The organism is Pseudomonas sp. ZT5P21 (genome assembly GCF_054897785.1).
In genome coordinates this window covers 3,472,702-3,490,838 of the sequence record NZ_CM142705.1, presented here as the reverse complement: position 1 = coordinate 3,490,838, position 18,137 = coordinate 3,472,702, and the positions used below count along the sequence as shown (strand labels likewise).

At 58.4% G+C, this 18,137-nt stretch carries 15 protein-coding genes and 1 pseudogene; 12 read left to right on the top strand and 4 right to left on the bottom strand.

Translation table 11 applies throughout. The annotated features are described in order from the left end of the window. Positions 1–131: 131 nt before the first annotated feature. Positions 132–1,337 carry a chromate efflux transporter gene (gene chrA / locus ACYZT9_RS16200; RefSeq protein ID WP_462006433.1) on the bottom strand — a complete coding sequence of 402 codons (1,206 nt, stop codon included), beginning with the start codon at positions 1,335–1,337 and terminating at the stop codon, positions 132–134. A gap of 158 nt (positions 1,338–1,495) precedes the next feature. Here chrA and ACYZT9_RS16195 point away from each other — a divergent pair, with 158 nt between their 5' ends. The 4 genes from ACYZT9_RS16195 to ACYZT9_RS16180 all read left to right on the top strand — a co-directional run bounded on the left by ACYZT9_RS16195 (position 1,496) and on the right by ACYZT9_RS16180 (position 5,816). Then, positions 1,496–2,467 (top strand): Bug family tripartite tricarboxylate transporter substrate binding protein, encoded by a 972-nt coding sequence (locus tag ACYZT9_RS16195; RefSeq protein WP_462006432.1) that lies wholly within the window; start codon positions 1,496–1,498, stop codon positions 2,465–2,467. Then, positions 2,464–2,958, top strand: a complete 495-nt coding sequence (locus ACYZT9_RS16190; RefSeq protein ID WP_462006431.1) for a tripartite tricarboxylate transporter TctB family protein — start codon at positions 2,464–2,466, stop codon at positions 2,956–2,958. The genes ACYZT9_RS16195 and ACYZT9_RS16190 overlap by 4 nt, the downstream gene beginning before the upstream one ends. Before the next feature lie 24 nt (positions 2,959–2,982). Continuing rightward, on the top strand, positions 2,983–4,491 hold the full coding sequence (locus ACYZT9_RS16185; RefSeq protein WP_462006430.1) for a tripartite tricarboxylate transporter permease: 1,509 nt from the start codon (positions 2,983–2,985) through the stop codon (positions 4,489–4,491). A 326-nt stretch (positions 4,492–4,817) separates the two neighbouring features. Then, a complete protein-coding gene (locus ACYZT9_RS16180; protein ID WP_462006429.1) occupies positions 4,818–5,816 on the top strand; it encodes a bile acid:sodium symporter family protein in 999 nt (332 codons plus the stop codon). 52 nt (positions 5,817–5,868) lie between these two features. On the opposite strand, the gene ACYZT9_RS16175 is transcribed toward ACYZT9_RS16180, so the two are convergent. Then, positions 5,869–6,678, bottom strand: coding sequence for a DUF1206 domain-containing protein (locus tag ACYZT9_RS16175; RefSeq protein WP_462006428.1), 810 nt, complete (start codon positions 6,676–6,678; stop codon positions 5,869–5,871). A 170-nt stretch (positions 6,679–6,848) separates the two neighbouring features. On the opposite strand from ACYZT9_RS16175, the gene ACYZT9_RS16170 reads away from it, so the two are divergent. The 4 genes and pseudogenes from ACYZT9_RS16170 (at position 6,849) to ACYZT9_RS16155 (ending at position 9,746) form a co-directional block, all read left to right on the top strand. After that, positions 6,849–7,280, top strand: a complete 432-nt coding sequence (locus tag ACYZT9_RS16170) for an HhH-GDP family DNA glycosylase (protein ID WP_462006427.1) — start codon at positions 6,849–6,851, stop codon at positions 7,278–7,280. Then, complete coding sequence (locus ACYZT9_RS16165; RefSeq protein WP_462006426.1) at positions 7,277–8,023, top strand: DUF72 domain-containing protein; 747 nt, start codon at positions 7,277–7,279, stop codon at positions 8,021–8,023. The genes ACYZT9_RS16170 and ACYZT9_RS16165 overlap by 4 nt, the downstream gene beginning before the upstream one ends. A gap of 109 nt (positions 8,024–8,132) precedes the next feature. After that, a pseudogene (locus ACYZT9_RS16160) lies at positions 8,133–8,888 on the top strand (HAMP domain-containing protein); the annotation flags it as partial. After that, complete coding sequence (locus ACYZT9_RS16155) at positions 8,883–9,746, top strand: methyl-accepting chemotaxis protein (protein WP_462010238.1); 864 nt, start codon at positions 8,883–8,885, stop codon at positions 9,744–9,746. The pseudogene ACYZT9_RS16160 and the gene ACYZT9_RS16155, both read left to right, overlap by 6 nt. 140 nt (positions 9,747–9,886) lie before the next feature. On the opposite strand, the gene ilvD is transcribed toward ACYZT9_RS16155, so the two are convergent. Continuing rightward, positions 9,887–11,569 carry a dihydroxy-acid dehydratase gene (gene ilvD / locus ACYZT9_RS16150; protein WP_462006425.1) on the bottom strand — a complete coding sequence of 561 codons (1,683 nt, stop codon included), beginning with the start codon at positions 11,567–11,569 and terminating at the stop codon, positions 9,887–9,889. Positions 11,570–11,953: 384 nt separating this feature from the next. Here ilvD and mqo point away from each other — a divergent pair, with 384 nt between their 5' ends. The 4 genes from mqo (at position 11,954) to dapF (ending at position 17,024) form a co-directional block, all read left to right on the top strand. Then, the gene (gene mqo / locus ACYZT9_RS16145) at positions 11,954–13,600 is read left to right on the top strand and encodes a malate dehydrogenase (quinone) (protein ID WP_462006424.1); all 1,647 of its coding nucleotides are present in this window, start codon (positions 11,954–11,956) and stop codon (positions 13,598–13,600) included. Positions 13,601–13,846: 246 nt separating this feature from the next. Continuing rightward, on the top strand, positions 13,847–15,001 hold the full coding sequence (locus tag ACYZT9_RS16140; RefSeq protein ID WP_462006423.1) for a hypothetical protein: 1,155 nt from the start codon (positions 13,847–13,849) through the stop codon (positions 14,999–15,001). Between the two features lie 39 nt (positions 15,002–15,040). After that, the gene (locus tag ACYZT9_RS16135) at positions 15,041–16,159 is read left to right on the top strand and encodes a glycosyltransferase 61 family protein (protein WP_462006422.1); all 1,119 of its coding nucleotides are present in this window, start codon (positions 15,041–15,043) and stop codon (positions 16,157–16,159) included. 49 nt (positions 16,160–16,208) lie between these two features. Continuing rightward, complete coding sequence (dapF, locus tag ACYZT9_RS16130; RefSeq protein ID WP_462006421.1) at positions 16,209–17,024, top strand: diaminopimelate epimerase; 816 nt, start codon at positions 16,209–16,211, stop codon at positions 17,022–17,024. A 107-nt stretch (positions 17,025–17,131) separates the two neighbouring features. Here dapF and ACYZT9_RS16125 read toward each other — a convergent pair whose 3' ends face one another. Continuing rightward, on the bottom strand, positions 17,132–17,782 hold the full coding sequence (locus tag ACYZT9_RS16125) for a hypothetical protein (RefSeq protein WP_462006420.1): 651 nt from the start codon (positions 17,780–17,782) through the stop codon (positions 17,132–17,134). Positions 17,783–18,137 lie beyond the last annotated feature (355 nt).

Here is an 18,137-nt window from a genome sequence, read left to right as displayed (position 1 = left end):
AATAAAACTCAAGTCGTACAGTTGGCTTTTTAGAATAGCCCGGCCATTTTCAGTGCTACGTCGAGAGTCTCAGGATTAATGTTTCTGAAAGAGTAACTGCGCGAAAATCAGACGGTTACTGTCCAGTTTAATTACCCGGCACTCAACAGCCACCCCGCAACTCCACAGCCGAGCACCACCAGCCACGGCGGTAGCTTCCAGAACATCAACGCAACGAGGGCGACCAGCGCCAGGCCGAAGTCTTGTGCTGTGAAAATCGCACTCGTCCACACCGGTTGATACAGCGCGGCCAGCAAAAGGCCGACCACCGCTGCATTCACCCCGGCCAGTGCAGCCTGCGTGCGCACACTGCTGCGCAACCGTTCCCAAAAAGGCAAGGCGCCCAGGACCAACAGGAACGACGGCACGTAGATCGCCAGCAGGCAGATCAGTCCGCCGAGCCAGCCGGACGGAGCCGAACTCATTGACGCGCCAAGGAACGCGGCGAACGTGAACAGTGGGCCCGGTACGGCCTGCGTAGCGCCATACCCGGCAAGAAACGCTTCATTGCTGACCCAACCCGAAGGCACCACCTCGGCTTGCAGCAGCGGCAGTACGACGTGGCCGCCACCGAAAACCAGTGAACCGGCCCGGTAGAAGGCATCCACCAGCGCCAGGGTTTGACTCGGCATCAGTTGGTTCAAGATCGGCAGACCGATCAGCAATGCCAGAAACAGCGACAGCCAGTTCGCTCCGGCTCGCCGGCTGAGGGGGATGGGCAGAGGATCGTGCCCGCCACTCTGCGCGGGTTTGAACAACCGCAGGCCGCAGACGCCAGCGACGACCATCACGCCGACCTGTGCCCAGGCGGACGGTTCAAGCAGGACGACGCAGGCCGAAATCATCATGAGGGCGACGCGCAGTCCATCCGCACACAGATTTCGCGCCATGCCCCACACCGCCTGCGCAACCACCGCGACAGCCACCACTTTGAGCCCGTGCAGCGCACCGGGCGACAGGGCCGTGCCGTATCGGGAAATGCCCAGTGCAAACAGGACCAGCGCGATGGCCGAAGGCAGGGTAAAACCGGCCCACGCGGCGAGTGCCCCGAGGTACCCGGATCGAGACATGCCCAGTGCAATGCCGACCTGGCTGCTCGCTGGCCCCGGCAGGAATTGGCATAGCGCGACCAGATCAGCATAACTGCGTTCCGTCAGCCAGCGCCGTCGTGTGACGAATTCATCCCGGAAGTAGCTCAGATGAGCGATGGGGCCGCCGAAAGAGGTCAGCCCAAGGCGCAGGAAAATGATAAACACCGACCACGCGCTGCTGCGGTTGCCGGCACGAGGGTCATCCATGTAGGCATCTTCCTGAAAAGAAGTGATTCACTGTTGTATGCCGCCATTCTAACCATGGCCTACGCTTATCTCGAGATGGATGTCCATTGATCGGGGTAGACGTCCCGATCGACGTTCAACCGGTGGCCCATAAAAACAAAAGTCTCGGGAGAAAACGCATGTTCGCTTTGTTACGTCGATCCACCCGTTATCTAGCGGTTGTAGCCATTACCGCCGCGCTCACGACACCTGCCTTTGCGCTGGATACCGTCAAGTTCATGGCCCCCGGTTCGGTTGGCGGTGGTTATGACCAGACCGCTCGCGTCCTGGGCAAAGCCTTGATCGAAGCCAAGGCAGCCAAATCCGCCACCTTCGAAAACAAGGGTGGGGCGGGGGGCACGCTCGGGCTGGCGCAGTTTGCCAACAGCACCAAAGGCGATCCGAATGCACTCCTCACCATGGGCGCGATCATGGTCACCGGCATCGAGCAGAACGCCCCGCAGATTACCTTGAAGGAGGTGACGCCGATTGCCCGGCTTTTCACTGAGTACAACGTGCTCGCCGTGCGCAAGGAGTCCGAATTCAAAACACTTGAGGACTTGCTGAAAGTTTTCAAAGAGAAACCGACCAGCATTGCTTGGGGCGGTGGCTCGAAAGGGTCGATCGATCACATCGGCATCGCCGAATTGGCCGCGAAGATGGGCGTTCCCGTCAACAAGGTCAATTACGTCGCTTTCGCCGGTGGCGGCGAAGTGGTTGCCCAGGCATTGGGCGGGCAGATCAAGGTGATCACCGGCGGCTATGCCGAGCTTGGCCAATACATCAGGAACGGTCAGTTCCGTGTGCTCGCCATCGGCGCACCTGAACGCGTTGCAGGCATCGACGCGCCGACGTTGAAGGAAGCCGGGTATGACGTGGTCATCGGCAATTGGCGTGGCGTCTATGGTGCTGCGGGCCTCACTCCAGAACAGCGCAAGGAAGTCACCGATGCCGTGGTGGCTGCAGCCAACAGCAAAGTCTGGAAAGACAACATCGAAACCAACAAATGGTCACCCAACATTCTGACCGGTGACGACTTCGGCAAATTCGTCGACGCGGAACACGTGCGGCTGCGTGCAATGCTGGTCGAGGTCGGGCTGGTCAAGCCATGACTCGATCGCAGCGCATCTTGCCGGTGCAACTGACGATAGGCGTCGGTGTGATAGCCATCAGCGCCGTGCTGGCGTACGGCGCCTTTCTGTTTCCCGAAGAGATGGGATTCGTCATCCTTGGCGCGCATGTCTATCCCTATGCCGTTGCGGTGTTTCTGGCCGGGGTGGGCGTGATGCTGTGCTATCAAGCCGTCACCGGCGGTTTTCGCGAACTGGCCGACCACGATGACGAGTCCGCCAAAGTGTTGCCGGGTGGCAAAGCGGGTGTGGCCTGGGTGACGGCGGGGCTGCTGGGGGTGGCTGTGCTGATCAATCTGATCGGATTCGTCCTGGCCGCCGCGCTGTTGTTTGTCTGTGCGGCGCGGGGCTTTGGCAGTCGCCAGCCACTGCGCGATCTCGCCATCGGCATCGCCCTGACGTTGCCGATTTACTGGCTGTTCAATGCCGGGCTGGGGGTTTCCCTTCCGCCGCTTGTCAACGCCTGGATCTGATCCGGGCCGAAGGAGATCAACAGGGTGGACATTCTCGCAAGCCTGGCAATGGGTTTTTCCTCGGCCCTGACGCCGATCAATCTGATGTGGGGGTTTATTGGCTGCCTGCTCGGCACCGCCATCGGTGTCTTGCCGGGCATCGGGCCGGCGCTGACGGTGGCACTGCTGCTGCCGATCACCGCGAAGGTCGACCCTACCGGAGCCCTGATCATGTTCGCCGGTATCTATTACGGTGCTCAGTTTGGGGGCTCTACGACATCCATTCTGCTTAATACGCCCGGGGAATCGTCTTCCATGGTGACGGCCCTGGAAGGCAACCTCATGGCGCGCAATGGCCGAGCGGGACCGGCTTTGGCCACGGCGGCCATCGGCTCTTTTGTGGCCGGCACCATTGCCACGATTATGCTGACCTTGTTTGCGCCCGTTGTGGCCAAGCTGGCGCTCAATTTTGGTCCTGCGGAGTATTTCGCGATTTTGGTGCTGTCGTTCACGACGGTGTCTGCCGTGCTCGGGGCGTCGATGTTGCGCGGCTTTGCATCGCTGGGTATAGGCCTGACCATTGGCTTGATTGGCCTGGACTCGACCTCGGGTATTGCTCGCTACACCCTGGGCGTACCGGAGTTGGTCGATGGCATAGAAGTCGTGCTCGTGGCGGTCGGGTTATTTGCCGTGGGCGAAGCGTTGTACAGCCTGCTTTATCATAAAGAAGAGGCGACGGGCCAGCATCGCCTGACCTCCTTGTGGATGACGCGCGCCGACTGGAAACGCTCGGTTCCGGCGTGGCTACGGGGCACGCTGATCGGGTTTCCCTTCGGGTCCATTCCGGCCGGTGGTGCAGAGATTCCGACGTTTCTGTCCTATTCGACCGAGCGCAAACTCAGCAAATACCCGAAAGAATTTGCCGCCAGCAAAGGCGAGGGCGCCATCGAGGGTGTCGCCGGTCCTGAAGCGGCGAACAACGCGAGTGCGACCGGTTCTCTGGTGCCGTTGCTGACCCTCGGTATCCCGACGTCGGCCACGGCAGCCATCCTGTTGGCCGCGTTCCAGAATTACAACTTGCAGCCGGGCCCCCTGCTGTTTGAAACCTCGGGGGAACTGGTCTGGACCCTGGTGGCATCGCTGTACATCGGCAATGTCATCCTGCTGGTATTGAACCTTCCGTTGGTAGGGCTCTGGGTGAAGTTGCTGCAAATCCCCCGGCCGTACTTGAACGCCGGGATCCTGGTGTTCGCCACCATCGGTGTCTACGGCATGCGCCACTCTTCCTTCGACCTGTTGCTGATGCTGGCGATCGGGTGGGGCGGGGTATTGATGCGTCGTTTCGACTTCCCTGTCGCCCCGGTGATCGTGGGCATGTTGCTAGGGCCGATGGCGGAAAAACAACTGCGCAACGCCTTGTCGATCAGCGAGGGCGACTGGACGGTGTTTCTGACGCAACCGATTTCCGCTGCGTTACTTGCATTGACGCTGCTGGTGCTGGCGGTACCGCATCTGCTACACGCCCGGGGCATCAAGTTGCATGAGGATGATTGAGCAGGCGCGGTGAATACCTGACAGCCGAGCTGATTCTTCGGATGTACTCGTTCCCCTGTAGGAGCCGGCTTGCTGGCGATTGGGCCTCGAGCCTTGCATTGCCCTTTCGGCCGCTATCGCCAGCAAGCCGGCTCCTACAATTGATTTGTGTAATGGCGAGTACCGCGTTCGGATGAAGTTGCCGCTGCCGTTGTGTTTATTAACGAATGCATTCGCCTCAGCGTTATGTCTGTTAGACGACATTTACTGGCCTATTTGCGTTGGTCGGCATTCGGCAGGCGCGTTAGAGTTGACACAACGTTCCTCGCCACCGCCGGATGATACCGATGACCCGCCCCCGTTTCTTGCCCGACAACTTTACCCTGACCTTGATCGGCGTGGTGGTTCTCGCCAGCCTGCTGCCCGCCAGCGGCCAGGTCGCGGTCGGTTTTGGCTGGCTGACCAACATCGCTATTGCCCTGCTGTTTTTCCTGCATGGCGCTAAACTGTCGCGCGAGTCGATCATCGCCGGTGCCGGACACTGGCGCCTGCATTTGCTGGTGTTCAGTCTTACTTTCATCCTCTTCCCACTGATCGGCCTGGCGCTCAAACCCTTGCTCTCGCCGCTGGTCGGCGACGATCTGTACATGGGCATGCTCTACCTCTGCGCGCTGCCCGCCACCGTGCAGTCGGCGATTGCTTTCACGTCCTTGGCTCGCGGGAATATTCCGGCAGCGATTTGCAGTGCGGCGGCCTCTAGCCTGTTCGGGATTTTCCTCACGCCGTTGTTGGTGACGTTGCTCCTCGACGTACACGGCGAGGGTGGCTCGACGCTTGATGCCATCGTAAAAATCAGTATTCAACTGTTGTTGCCTTTCGTTGCCGGGCAGATCGCCCGACGCTGGATCGGCGCCTGGGTGGCGCGCAACAAGAGCTGGCTGAAGTTCGTCGACCACGGCTCGATCCTGTTGGTGGTCTACGGTGCGTTCAGCGAGGCGGTGATCGAAGGCATCTGGCAGCAGATACCGCTTTGGGAACTGGCCGGGTTGGTGGTGGTTTGCTGCATCGTGCTGGGTCTGGTCTTGCTGGCATCCACCGTGCTGGGCAAGGCCTTTGGCTTCAATCAGGAAGACCGCATCACCATCCTGTTCTGTGGTTCAAAGAAGAGCCTGGCCACCGGCGTGCCGATGGCTCAGGTGTTGTTCGCCGGCAGCACCATTGGCGTATTGATCCTGCCGTTGATGCTGTTCCACCAGATTCAGTTGATGGTCTGCGCAGTGCTTGCGCAGCGCCTCGCCAACCGCCCGGAAACGGTCGCTGAACTGATGACTCAAGTCGATCCTTGAAGACGGTTATCGCCCGTCCACAAGGCGAGGCGGGTTGCGCTCGCGCAATGCCTCAGGCTATGCCCGGCACATCCATATTGATCTTGCGCCAGGCGGCTTCAGCAAAGCTGTAAACCGAAAAGGCGATCAGCCCCGAGGCCATTACCATCAAGACCATACCTCCAGCCGGCAGGTTCTGCAGAGCATCGAGGGCGTCCTTCATACCCGGTGGATCCAGGGCTTTGTAATTCGAGCCACTGAATATCAGCAACAGGCCAATCTCGATAAAGACGATTCCACGAGCTATAAGGCCAAGCCGAGACACCGGACGGACGTACCGCATAACGTCTTCGTCAGCTTCAAAATACTTCTCGAACGACGCCTTCCAACCCTTGATGATATGAGCAATGCCTACGCCAAGTGGTACGAGTGCGACGAGGTACAGCATTAAATCCGAATGCTCCCAGGACAACAGATGCGCCAGTAAATCCTTGGTTTGCCCACCTCCGGTATTGCCCGAACTTCTGATGCCGCTAATGAGTAGGCCCAAGGCAAAAAACGCTAGGGCACCGTTGACGATGCCTCCCACCAACAATCCTGCACGAATGACCAATCCCTTGAGTTTTTTACCGTGATGATCAACGTCGCGTATTGCTTGCAACACTCGCCAACCGGCGAAGGCGAGTAGACCAGCCACCACCAGCCCGACTAAAACATAACCGAATGGCTGGCTTAACAACGCCTCCAAGCTCTTTTGACTATCTTTCGGTTTAGTCGAGTCGAGAGCCGCCAGCAGAGCGAAGATACCAATGACGAGATAAAGAACGCCTCGAGCGGCATATCCGCCCCGAGCGAGTACGACAAGGTTGTGATGGGTGGACATAGGATCGTATTCCCGAGAAGTCATACAGGAACAGACCTATCCAGGCGGGAGGGGTTCGATTTGCCGGACCAGCAGCCATTTGCCCTTTTGCCTCCTCCAGATCGAACTTGCGGGGCGAGGGTTTCTCGAAGTTAAGGAACCGCATCTTGTTCCGGACGGGGACGCCGCTCATGGGCAAAACGATCAACGCCAGCGACCTCGGCATTCATGTTCAACGGGATGATGAAAGCGCCATGTTCAAATGGTTAATCGCCAGCTTCCTGATGGGTAAACGCATCCAGGCTGAAATCGCCGCGCAGGCTTACCGCGTCATCGTGGAAAAGCACGGCCGTGACACTGCGCGCAAGCTTGGAAGCTGTACCCATCGCGAACTGGTGATGATGTTGGGCGAAGCTCACTACGTTCGATACGACGAAACCACCGCCACACGCTTGTTGAACCTGAGTAAAAAGCTCTGCGACGAGTATGCAGGCAAGATCGGACACATCCGCGAGGCCAGCGAGGATCGCGAGGCCTTTGAACAGCGCTTGCGCGAGTTCGACGGCGTAGGGCCCAAGACCGTGGAGATTTTCATGCGCGATGCTGCCGGAGTGCTCTATTGAACGAGGGGAATCAGATTTACGTCGGTTGCGCTGGCTGGAACCTGCCTCGCGACCACTGGCCGCAGTTTCCTGTCGATGGCACGCACTTGCAGCGGTATGCGTCGCAATTGACGGCGGTTGAAATTAACAGCTCGTTTCATCGTCCTCATCGGCCACAAACCTATTTGCGCTGGGCGCAGTCGGTGCCGGTTGCCTTTCGTTTTTCGGTGAAGATGCCCAAGCTCATCACCCATGTTCAACGCTTGCAGGGCTGCGAGTGTTTGCTGGACGAGTTTCTGTCCCAGTGCACGGCGCTGGGTGAGCGCCTGGGTTGTATTCTGATTCAACTGCCGCCGTCGCTGGCTTATGAGGAGGAGATCGCTTCGGCGTTTTTCATGGCGCTACGTCAACGATACACCGGACCGGTGGTGCTTGAGCCCCGGCATGCAAGCTGGCTGGACGCTGAGGCTTTGTTGATCGAGCAGAAAATCGGCCGGGTGGCTGCCGATCCATCGGCGATTACCGGTGGCGACAGGCCGGGTGGTTGGCCGGGGATCCATTACTGGCGCTGGCACGGCTCACCGCGCATTTATCACAGCAGTTACGACCCGACCCGACTGGAAGTGCTGGCACGGCACGTGCACAACGCGGAGCAGGCGGGCGCTGTCAACTGGTGCATCTTTGATAACACCGCCAGTGGTTTTGCAGTGGGCAATGCGCTGACGTTGCAAGCATTGCTGGGCGAGAATTACCGCATGTCGTAAAAAACGGCGTATACGGATTTCGCCTTCAATTCCTGCTTTCAGCAGTCGATAACCTGTTCAGAAGCCATCCGCGCGAATGGTTGTACCCAACTGACAGGAGACCCACAGAGTGTCGATAAAATTACGCTTGATCCTGCTGATTGGCACTGGTCTGCTCACGGCCTTGATCATGAGCCTGGTCAGTTACCTGGGCAATTCGAAAATGGCGACCGCAGTGAATGACAACGAGGTCAGCATGGCCGCGCTGCGCAATCATCTCGAAGCCGACATGATGCACGACGCGTTGCGCGCAGACGTCCTGTCCGCCATGCTGGTCGGGCTGGGAAAAAGCACCAGTACTCCCGCTGAGGTGCGCAGTTCCATCGAGGAACACGCCTCGCATTTTCGTGAAGTGCTGGGTGAGAATCTCAAGCTGCCGGTCAACGACACCATCAAGGCGGGCCTGAACAAGATCAAACCCAGCCTCGATACCTACATCAGCGCCGCCGAGCGCATTATCGGGCTGGCCCTGGAAAACCCGGATGCCGCGCAAAAAGAACTGGGCAAGTTCAACACTGCGTTCAGCCAACTGGAAGACCAGATGGCCGACCTCAGCGAGTTGATCGAGACCAACACCCAGCAGACCAGCGCAAGCACTCAGCAGGCCATCAGCAACGCCAACCTCACAATCGGTATCGTGCTCATCGCCAGCCTGTTGCTGCTGCTCGCCCAAGGCCGCTGGGTGATTTTGAGCATCCTGGGGCCGTTGCAAACCGCCAGCCGCATTGCCGAGAGCATCGCCCACGGCAACTTGAGCGAACCGATTGCCGAGTCCACCCGCAAGGATGAAGCCGGTGCGTTGATCCGCAGCCTCGCGACCATGCAGCGCGATTTGCGCGGCATGATCGAAGTCGTGCGCAGCAACGCCCATGGCGTCAGTGGCATGAGCGAGCAGTTGAGCAATGGCTGCCACGAAGTCGCGGGGAGTAGCCAGCAGCAAAGCGTCGCCGCCAGCACTATGGCCGCCGCTGCGAGCGAAATGACCGCGAGCATCGAGGAAATCACCCGCCACGCCGAGCGCGCGCTGAACATGGCCAACCAGGCTGAGGCTCTGGCCAAGGATGGCGGTCGGGTGATCCATCAAGTGGTCAACGACATGGACGGGATTGCGCGTTCGGCGCAGCAGTCGGCCCAGGTCATTCGCACGCTGGACAAGGAATCCGAAGGCATTTTCAGCATCATTCAGGTGATCAAGGGCATCGCCGATCAAACCAACCTGCTGGCGCTGAATGCCGCCATCGAGGCCGCGCGTGCCGGTGAGCAGGGCCGCGGGTTCGCCGTGGTGGCCGACGAAGTCCGCAGTCTGGCAGGGCGCACCAGCGCCTCCACCCAGGAAATCGCCACCATGGTTGCGCGCATCCAGCAAAGCACCCGCGAGGCGGTCACCAGCATGGAGGCGGGCGTGGCTCAGGTCGACAAAGGCATGGCCGTCACCGCCGACGTCGAGCGCGCCATCCGCGAAATCCTCGAGGCCACGTTGAACACCACGCAACTGGTGAATGATATCTCCCGCACGATCGGCGAGCAGAGCCTGGCCAGTAATGAAATCGCGCATCAGGTGGAAATGATTGCGGGGATGTCTGAAGGGAACAGCAAGGTGATTGGCCGGACGGCTTCGACGACTGACGAGTTGTCCTCGTTGGCGGGTGAGTTGTCGCAATCGGTTGATCGCTTTCGACTGTGAAGCCCATTCAACATTGATGTTGGCTGACAGGACGCCATCGCGAGCAAGCTCGCTCCCACATTGATTGTGTGAACGCTGAAATCAACTGTGGGAGCGAGCTTGCTCGCGATGGCAATCACTCAGACGCAACAGATCCAAAGTTAAAGATACTTATCCGTAACCGCCCCCTCCGAGGCACTGGACACCGTCTTCGCATACTTCGCCAACACCCCGCGTTTGTATCTGGATTCCGGCCGCACCCAGCGGGTTTTGCGCTCGGCCAGTTCAGCGTCGCTAACATCGACCGTGATCTGCCGGGTTTCGGCATCGATGGTGATTCTGTCACCGTCTTCAATCAACGCAATCGGCCCGCCATCAAAGGCTTCCGGCGTAATGTGGCCCACCACGAAACCGTGCGAACCACCGGAGAAACGGCCGTCGGTGATCAACGCAACGTCCTTGCCCAGGCCTTTGCCCATGACCGCCGACGTCGGCGAGAGCATTTCGCGCATGCCGGGGCCGCCCTTGGGCCCTTCGTAGCGGATCACGATCACGTCGCCCGCCTTCACTTCGCCGTTGAGAATGCCGGCCAGCGCACCTTCTTCACCGTGATAAACCCGAGCCGTGCCTTCGAAGCGCAGGCCTTCCTTGCCAGTGATCTTGGCCACCGCGCCGGTGGGCGAAAGGTTGCCGCGCAGCACCACCAGGTGCGAGTCCTTTTTCACCGGCTGGTCGAACGGCAGGATCACGTCCTGGCCTTCGGGGTAATCCGCCACGTTTTCGAGGTTTTCCGCAAGGGTCTTACCGGTCACCGTCATCACATCGCCATGCAACATGCCGGCCGCGAGCATGCGCTTCATCAGCGGTTGAATGCCGCCGATGGCGACCAGCTCGCTCATCATGTATTTGCCGCTGGGGCGCAGGTCGGCCACCACCGGCGACACTTTGCCAAGCTCGACAAAATCATCCAGCGTCAGCTCGACGTCCACCGCGTGTGCCATGGCCAACAGATGCAGCACCGCATTGGTCGAGCCGGCGAGGGCGATCACCACGCGAATTGCATTTTCGAACGCTTTGCGGGTCATGATGTCCCGCGGCTTGAGGTCCAGCTTCAGCAGCTCCATGACTTGTTGACCGGCGCGGAAACTGTCCGAGGCCTTTTCGCTGCCGACGGCGTCCTGAGAGCTGGAACCGGGCAAGCTCATGCCCATCGCTTCAATGGCCGAGGCCATGGTGTTGGCGGTGTACATCCCGCCGCAGGAACCGGGTCCGGGAATCGCCACTTCCTCGATCTGCTTGACCTGAATCTCGTTGATGTCGCCGCGCGCGTTCTGTCCCACGGCTTCGAACACGGAAATGATGTCGGTGTGGCCGGCGCCGGGCCGGATCGTCCCGCCATAGACGAAGATAGAAGGGCGGTTCAGGCGTGCCATGCCGATCAGGCACCCCGGCATGTTCTTGTCGCAGCCGCCCACCGTCACGAGACCGTCAAAACCTTCACAACCGGTCACCACCTCAATAGAATCAGCGATCACTTCGCGCGACACCAATGAATACTTCATGCCCTCAGTGCCGTTGGCGATGCCGTCGGAAATGGTGATGGTGTTGAAAATGACGCCCTTGGCCCCGGCGGCATTCGCGCCTTTTTCCACTTCCAGCGCAAGCTTGTCGATGTGCATGTTGCACGGCGTGACCATCGCCCAGGTAGAGGCGATGCCGATCTGTGGCTTCTTGAAATCCTCGTCGGTAAAACCCACGGCTCGCAGCATCGAGCGGCCGGGCGCGCGCTCCACGCCGTCGACCACTTGCGAGGAATATTTGCGCAGATTGTCTGTGTCGCTCATAACTGCTCCTCACCGGCTCGTCGAAAAAATCAGGATCAGTATAGTGTCCCCGGCACGCGTGTTCGGACTATCAGGTCGGCAACAGACGCGCGGGTTTGCGATGTCGTGATATTCTTCGCAGCAACTTGGTTTGAACTATTCAGTTTGCGTGTCCTCGAGACGCGCCAACAGAATCACTGTCGCTCAAGTAGCTGAAGCCAATAAAGATAAAAAGTCAGTTCAGAAGGGACATATAAACTGAGGTCGATGGAACACGTCGGCCTTGTGTGCCCACCCTCCGGTTCTTATGTGCGAGACCCACGACATCCTGCCTGAATGCCGTGTGAGAAAGGGTTTCGTCATCGGGATGGAAGGGCGGATGGCGTTTTATCATAGGTGCTACAGATGTTTAAGAAAATGAACACAGCCCTGCTGGGGCTGGCTTTGTCGATGGGGATCACGTCCGTTCACGCGGAAGAGGCAAAGAAAGTCGATGTGCTGCTTATCGGCGGCGGCATCATGAGCGCGACCCTCGGTGTCTGGCTCAACGAGCTGGAACCCGGCATGTCGATGGAAATGGTCGAGCGCCTCGATGGCGTCGCCCAGGAAAGCTCCAACGGCTGGAACAACGCCGGTACCGGTCACTCCGCCCTGGCCGAGTTGAACTACACGCCGGAAGACGACAAGGGCAACGTTCAGATCCCGAAAGCCGTTGAAATCAACGAAGCGTTCCAGATCTCCCGTCAGTTCTGGGCCTGGCAGGTTCAGCAGGGCGTGCTGAAAAACCCGCGTTCGTTCATCAACTCCACGCCGCACATGAGCTTTGTGTGGGGCGACGACAACATCAAGTTCCTGAAAAAGCGCTACGAAGCCCTGCAAGCGAGCCCGCTGTTCGCCGGCATGCAGTATTCGGAAGACCCGGCTGTGATCAAGAAGTGGGTACCGCTGATGATGGAAGGGCGCGACCCGAACCAGAAAATCGCGGCCACCTGGAGTCCGATCGGCACCGACGTGAACTTCGGCGAAATCACCCGTCAGTTCGTTGCGCACCTGCAGACCACCCCGAAATTCGACTTGAAACTGTCTAGCGAAGTGCAAGACATCACCAAGAACGACGACGGCACCTGGCGCGTCAGCTACAAAAACCTGAAAGACGGCACTAAAACCGAAACCGACGCCAAGTTCGTGTTCATCGGCGCGGGCGGCGGTGCACTGCATCTGCTGCAGAAGTCGGGCATTCCTGAAGCCAAGGAATACGCAGGCTTCCCGGTAGGCGGCTCGTTCCTCGTGACCGAGAACCCGACCCTCGCCGAGCAACACCTGGCCAAGGCCTACGGCAAAGCCTCCGTCGGCGCACCGCCGATGTCGGTTCCGCACCTGGACACCCGAGTCCTGGACGGCAAGCGCGTCATCCTGTTTGGCCCATTTGCGACCTTCAGCACCAAGTTCCTCAAAGAAGGCTCGTACCTGGACCTGCTGACCACCACCACCACACACAACGTGTGGCCAATGACCAAGGTCGGCATCAAGGAATACCCGCTGGTCGAGTACCTCGCGGGCCAGCTTATGCTGTCTGACGAAGACCGCCTCAACGCCCTGAAAGAATACTTCCCGAACGCCAAGGCTGAAGACTGGCGCCTGTGGCAAGCCGGCCAGCGCGTGCAAATCATCAAGCGTGATGAAGCTGCCGGTGGCGTGCTGAAGTTGGGTACTGAAATCGTTGCTTCCGCTGACGGCACCATCGCCGGCTTGCTGGGCGCATCGCCGGGTGCCTCGACTGCTGCGCCGATCATGCTGACCGTGCTGCAGAAAGTGTTCAAGGACAAGGTTGCTTCGCCTGCCTGGCAGGAAAAACTGCATCAGATCGTGCCGAGCTATGGCACTCAGCTGAACGGTAGCCCTGAAAAAGTGGCTCAAGAGTGGGCTTACACCGCCAAGGTGCTGCAGCTGACTCCGCCGCCAGCGATTGGTCAGGTGGCGGCTCCGGCTGCTGTTCCGGCGCAAGCGCCAAAGGCGCCGAAGGCTAATGCCGCGAGTGATATGGCTCTGTAACCAGGGGCTTGATCGAAAAGCCCACTGATCCGGTGACGGTCAGTGGGCTTTTTTGTGGGCGGTGTCAATCACAATTACCGGTGTGCCGCTTGCAAACCCACGGCCTTGATCTTTAATAGTACTGAATCTGCAAGCCTTGTCTCACCAAATATGTCTTAAATATCAAGGTCTAAGTACGCCTCTTGAAGTTCAGCCATGATCTTTTTCTGATCTGCACAACAGAAAATTCACAAGGATGACGAAGCAATGAAAGAGAACGTGGCGGCCGTTATCCGAAAACTCATCTCTCCTTCAATGCGCTATGAGATGAGACAAGCTTCAAACTGGTGGCGAGACATTCTTGGGCGTGCATGTGTCTGGCGTTGGGAAATTGCCAGGTTCAGGCTGCAGAAGGACAGTTCTTACGAGATCCTCTATATCGGAAGGAAACAGCAGCGGGAGATGGCCAAGCTGCTCATCGGCGGGAAGTCTCTGGGGAATATCTCCATGGCCGAGGGCGAGCCCGAACCTGCCGCGTCGAAGCATGTGGTGGTGGTCAGTGAAGTGCGGACCCCGGGAGCCTTGTCTGTCCCCTTGTATCTGAGTGCCGTCGTGCCGCTGGGGCGATCCATCGCGGACATCACCGCAAAATACGATAGTGAGTTGCGTCGAAACATTCGCAAGAACCGACCGCTCTATCACATGAGACAGGCGCTGCTGGATGAAGACATAGAAAAGGCCGACAGGGAAATGCTTCGCCCTTATGCGGCAGCAAGGCAAGGCATCCACGTCGCGCAATTTCCTACCGAGGAAGTGTTCAGGCTAGCCAGGACTGTCGGGCGTCTCGACCTGATCATGCGCGGTGACGAGGTGGTTGCCTGTCACCTTGGCTGCGTCATAACGCGCGGGGGAAAGCGCTACTGGAGCACGCTGCGTTTCGGATACACCGAGGCGGTTTTTTCAGATGCCAAACGACTGGGCGAAGTCAACGCGATTACCACTTTCATGGCGCTTGAATCCGCGATCGATAACGGCTTCGATTATTACGACATCGGTCTGTGCGTGGCACGGCCGGATGACGGACTGCTGAAATGGAAAAGAAGGCGCGGCGGTGACGTTGATTCCCTGGGAAACCACGCTTACATGTTTCTGCGACTCCCCAAGTCCGGTGTAGCCCGATTCCTTTGGGATACGCCGCTTTTCGCTGCCGAAGGAAAGGAATTGACCCTTCACCTGGGCTTGCCTGACGGGCCAAGCGATGAAGAGGTCGCCAGCCGTTACCATGAAATGGTATTTGGCGGACTGCACAAGATTTACCTCTATTGCGCAAACAATTCGGGCGAACAGTTTCTCGAAACCTTGCGCGTTCGCTACGCTAACTTGCAGACCCCACCCGTTATGGAAAGGATTCCATCCAGCTGAATATTTTCAGGACATTCTGTCCCGAAGGGAGGACTTTTCATGGAAAGCGATGTCTCGCAAATCAGCACTTCAACCGCTGGTCATCGAAAGAAATGGACCCTTGCCGCTTACAGGTACATGGCAAGAAAAAGACTCGCACGCAACGCAGAGATCAACTTGAAAAGCCTGGCGGTGAAACGCTGGGACGTTGCACCGGGTGGGATGTCGCATTCTCCGCCGGCTTTCTTCCTGCCCGGTCAAATGGATCGTGTGACCGGTTGGGAGGCGAAGCGTTTTTTTCCGTTCGAACATCCCGCGCGCACCATGGAAGGGCTGGGTGACGTGGTACAAGGCCCGACACGGGGTTACTTGCTCGAAAATGTCTGGCTGATCGATGGGGCGCTCTACAAGGACAAGGCGAGTTTCTGGTTGTCTCTCAAGCCTGGTATGTTTCCGCGCGTTATCGTGGAGAACGAAATAGACCGCGCGGCCGTCTTCTGCACGCAAAATGGCAATACCTGGTTTGGTACCCGGTTGATGGAAGACTTCCCGACCTATTCATTGGCCTGCGACGAAGGCGTCCCGGTGACCACCGCGCCATCCGCCAGATTTCCTCTGTCTGCCCAAACCCTCGCGTACGAAGACTGGCTTGGCATGAAGCCGGTTCGCTTGAACGGCGCGTTTTTTCATGAACTCGTGCTATTCGACGATTTCAGCAACAACCAAAGCAGGCACCTGCGTTACCGCGCCATGGGTGAAAAACTGTTGTCGCACGTGAGCCATGAGGATCACCCTGGCGTGTTCATTCTTCGCGGTAGCGCCGGTGACTTGCGCCTTTTGCGCAACGAACTCGAGATCGCCGAACATCTGCACACGACTCGGGGGTTTCGAGTACTCGATCCTCTGAAAACAGACGTTCCCACCATTGTGGCGACCTGTGCCGGCGCGCAGACCGTCATCGGGGTCGAAGGCAGTCAGCTCGTACATGGTGTCAATGTACTGAAGCAGGGCGGTTCGTTGCTGACGCTGCAGCCACCGAACCGCTTCGTCAGTTATTTCAAGTACCTGACGGATCGCGACCAGCAGAATTTTGGCTTTGTGGTCGGAACGCCTGAGGGCGATGGCTTCAAAATCGACATTGACGAGGTGGAGCGCACACTGGATCTGTTGCCGTCGTGATGGCTGAATCGCCTTTAATCGTCCGTATTTCTCGTCGCAGGATCTGTTAATGCCGTTGAGCTTCCACAAGATGCACGCCAATGGCGACGACTTCGTTGTTGTGGACGCGCGAAACTCGGTCAATCCGGTGACAAGTACCCTGGCTCGGCGAATGGGCGATCGCAACCGAGGCGTCGGATTCAATCAACTCGCGGTGCTGCTCGACTGTGATGACGCAGCGGCGCGCTTGATGTTCTGGAACGCCGATGGCTCCCCGCTGGAGACTTGTGGCAGCGCAACGCGCGGTGCAGCGGACATGTTGATGCGCGAATCGAATTCTACTTCGATAACACTTCGCACCAGCCGCGGACTACTCACCTGCGAACGAACCTCAACCGGCGCCATTTCGGTCAACATGGGGGCGCCGCTTATCGGCTGGTCGGATATTCCCCTGGCTCTGGAGCTGGATACGGCTGAGTTGCCCCTTGAGGGTGGTCCGACAGCGTGCAGCATGGGCAATCCACACTGCACTTATTTCGTCGATGATCTGACGGCGATTGATATCGCAACATTCGGCTCGACTATTGAAACCAACCCCCTGTTTCCACTCAAAACGAATGTGCACTTCGTCCAGATCATTGACCGCAAGCACATCCGGCTGCGGATCTGGGAACGCGGGGGCGGTATTCCACTCGGCTCGGGTTCGTGCTCTTGTGGCGCGGTTGTTAACGGGATTCGTCGTGGCTTGTTGGACAGTACCGTTGAGGTTGAATGCGATGGCGGAGTGGTGACGGTTCAATGGGATGGGATGGGGCCGGTATTTCTTATTGGGCCGGTGGAGAAAACTTTTTCGGGGACAATCGCGGATGGCTTGTTGAAGGGATAAGGCGACGGTCGTGGCGATTACAAATTGAAAGTGTCCATTCGTGAAAGTGGCAGCTAGCCGCTTCGTCGCAACCTCAGATTGCGACGGCGCGGGTGCTGGAAAGCGACTCATGCGCGACGCTTGTCGGTAGGATTCAAACGCTGCACTTCAACAAAAATCTCAGTGATCGGCCGTCGTGGCTGACGTTTTTGCAGGGCTCGGACCTGTTCGCTCAGGTGCAGCAACTCTTCGCTCGGTTTCGCCCATTGTTCCTTCGGCAGCGGCTCGGACCATTCACGCATCACGTCGGGCATGGCCTGCGGGCCGATTTTCTGAAGGCGGCGGACCTCCCATTCGACCAGGTGGTTGGGAATCGTCCACAACGTCATGACGTGGTACAGGTACCAGAAAAATCCCGAGATCCGGTTGCGCTGGCCGTCGCGTATTTGCTGGTGCATTCGCGCTCGGGCGTTGTGGAAGGTGTGCAGGCCTTCGCGGGGTGGGTCGTCGGGGCCTTGCAGGTCTTGCGGGTCCTGGATCGATTTGAGGTCGTGGATTTCGTATTCCATGTAGCCGCGAATGGCTTCCCAGTGGCTGATGGCGATGGAGAGGCCGAAACAGGGGAACTCGACGCTGGTCAGGGTCTCGCCGTGCTGGAAACCGATGCCCATGCCGTATTGGCGGTGGATGCCGTATTGGGTGGCGCCTTGGGCTTCGATGACCCAAGCGGAGAGGGACTCCCAGGGGACGAAGACGGGTTCGGTGGCGTTTTCGGGCATGAAGCAGACTTCGCGGCGTTGGCGGTTGAAGCGGGTGGGGATGATGGTGAGGCGTTTTTTGTGGTTGTGGTGCCAGACGGCTAGGCCGATGAGTAGGGAGCAAAAGCCGGTTTGCAAGGCGAGTGGGTAGGACGCGTGGTAGATCCCTACTATTGAGTCAGAAATATCCTCCCAACCATATCCAAGTACTAACCCAAGAAAACCTCCAAGCAACGGAAATAGGAATGCAACCATACAGGTGCCGCTGAATGGTCCTCCTAATATGACCTGCCATGAAAATATCTGCGGCGATCCCAGCCCAAAGTCCATGTACACATTATTCAGTTCTCCAATGTGAGGTCCATGCGGCGGCATT

What these genes read in the sequence shown, in the direction of transcription:
- mqo (WP_462006424.1), top strand. Translation starts at nt 11,954, where the DNA reads ATGTTTAAGAAAATGAACACAGCCCTGCTGGGGCTGGCTTTGTCGATG.
- ACYZT9_RS16140 (WP_462006423.1), top strand. Translation starts at nt 13,847, where the DNA reads ATGAAAGAGAACGTGGCGGCCGTTATCCGAAAACTCATCTCTCCTTCA.
- ACYZT9_RS16155 (WP_462010238.1), top strand. Translation starts at nt 8,883, where the DNA reads ATGCAGCGCGATTTGCGCGGCATGATCGAAGTCGTGCGCAGCAACGCC.
- ACYZT9_RS16170 (WP_462006427.1), top strand. Translation starts at nt 6,849, where the DNA reads ATGGGCAAAACGATCAACGCCAGCGACCTCGGCATTCATGTTCAACGG.
- dapF (WP_462006421.1), top strand. Translation starts at nt 16,209, where the DNA reads ATGCCGTTGAGCTTCCACAAGATGCACGCCAATGGCGACGACTTCGTT.
- ilvD (WP_462006425.1), bottom strand. Translation starts at nt 11,569, where the DNA reads ATGAGCGACACAGACAATCTGCGCAAATATTCCTCGCAAGTGGTCGAC.
- ACYZT9_RS16190 (WP_462006431.1), top strand. Translation starts at nt 2,464, where the DNA reads ATGACTCGATCGCAGCGCATCTTGCCGGTGCAACTGACGATAGGCGTC.
- ACYZT9_RS16135 (WP_462006422.1), top strand. Translation starts at nt 15,041, where the DNA reads ATGGAAAGCGATGTCTCGCAAATCAGCACTTCAACCGCTGGTCATCGA.
- chrA (WP_462006433.1), bottom strand. Translation starts at nt 1,337, where the DNA reads ATGGATGACCCTCGTGCCGGCAACCGCAGCAGCGCGTGGTCGGTGTTT.
- ACYZT9_RS16125 (WP_462006420.1), bottom strand. Translation starts at nt 17,782, where the DNA reads ATGCCCGAAAACGCCACCGAACCCGTCTTCGTCCCCTGGGAGTCCCTC.
- ACYZT9_RS16195 (WP_462006432.1), top strand. Translation starts at nt 1,496, where the DNA reads ATGTTCGCTTTGTTACGTCGATCCACCCGTTATCTAGCGGTTGTAGCC.
- ACYZT9_RS16180 (WP_462006429.1), top strand. Translation starts at nt 4,818, where the DNA reads ATGACCCGCCCCCGTTTCTTGCCCGACAACTTTACCCTGACCTTGATC.
- ACYZT9_RS16175 (WP_462006428.1), bottom strand. Translation starts at nt 6,678, where the DNA reads ATGTCCACCCATCACAACCTTGTCGTACTCGCTCGGGGCGGATATGCC.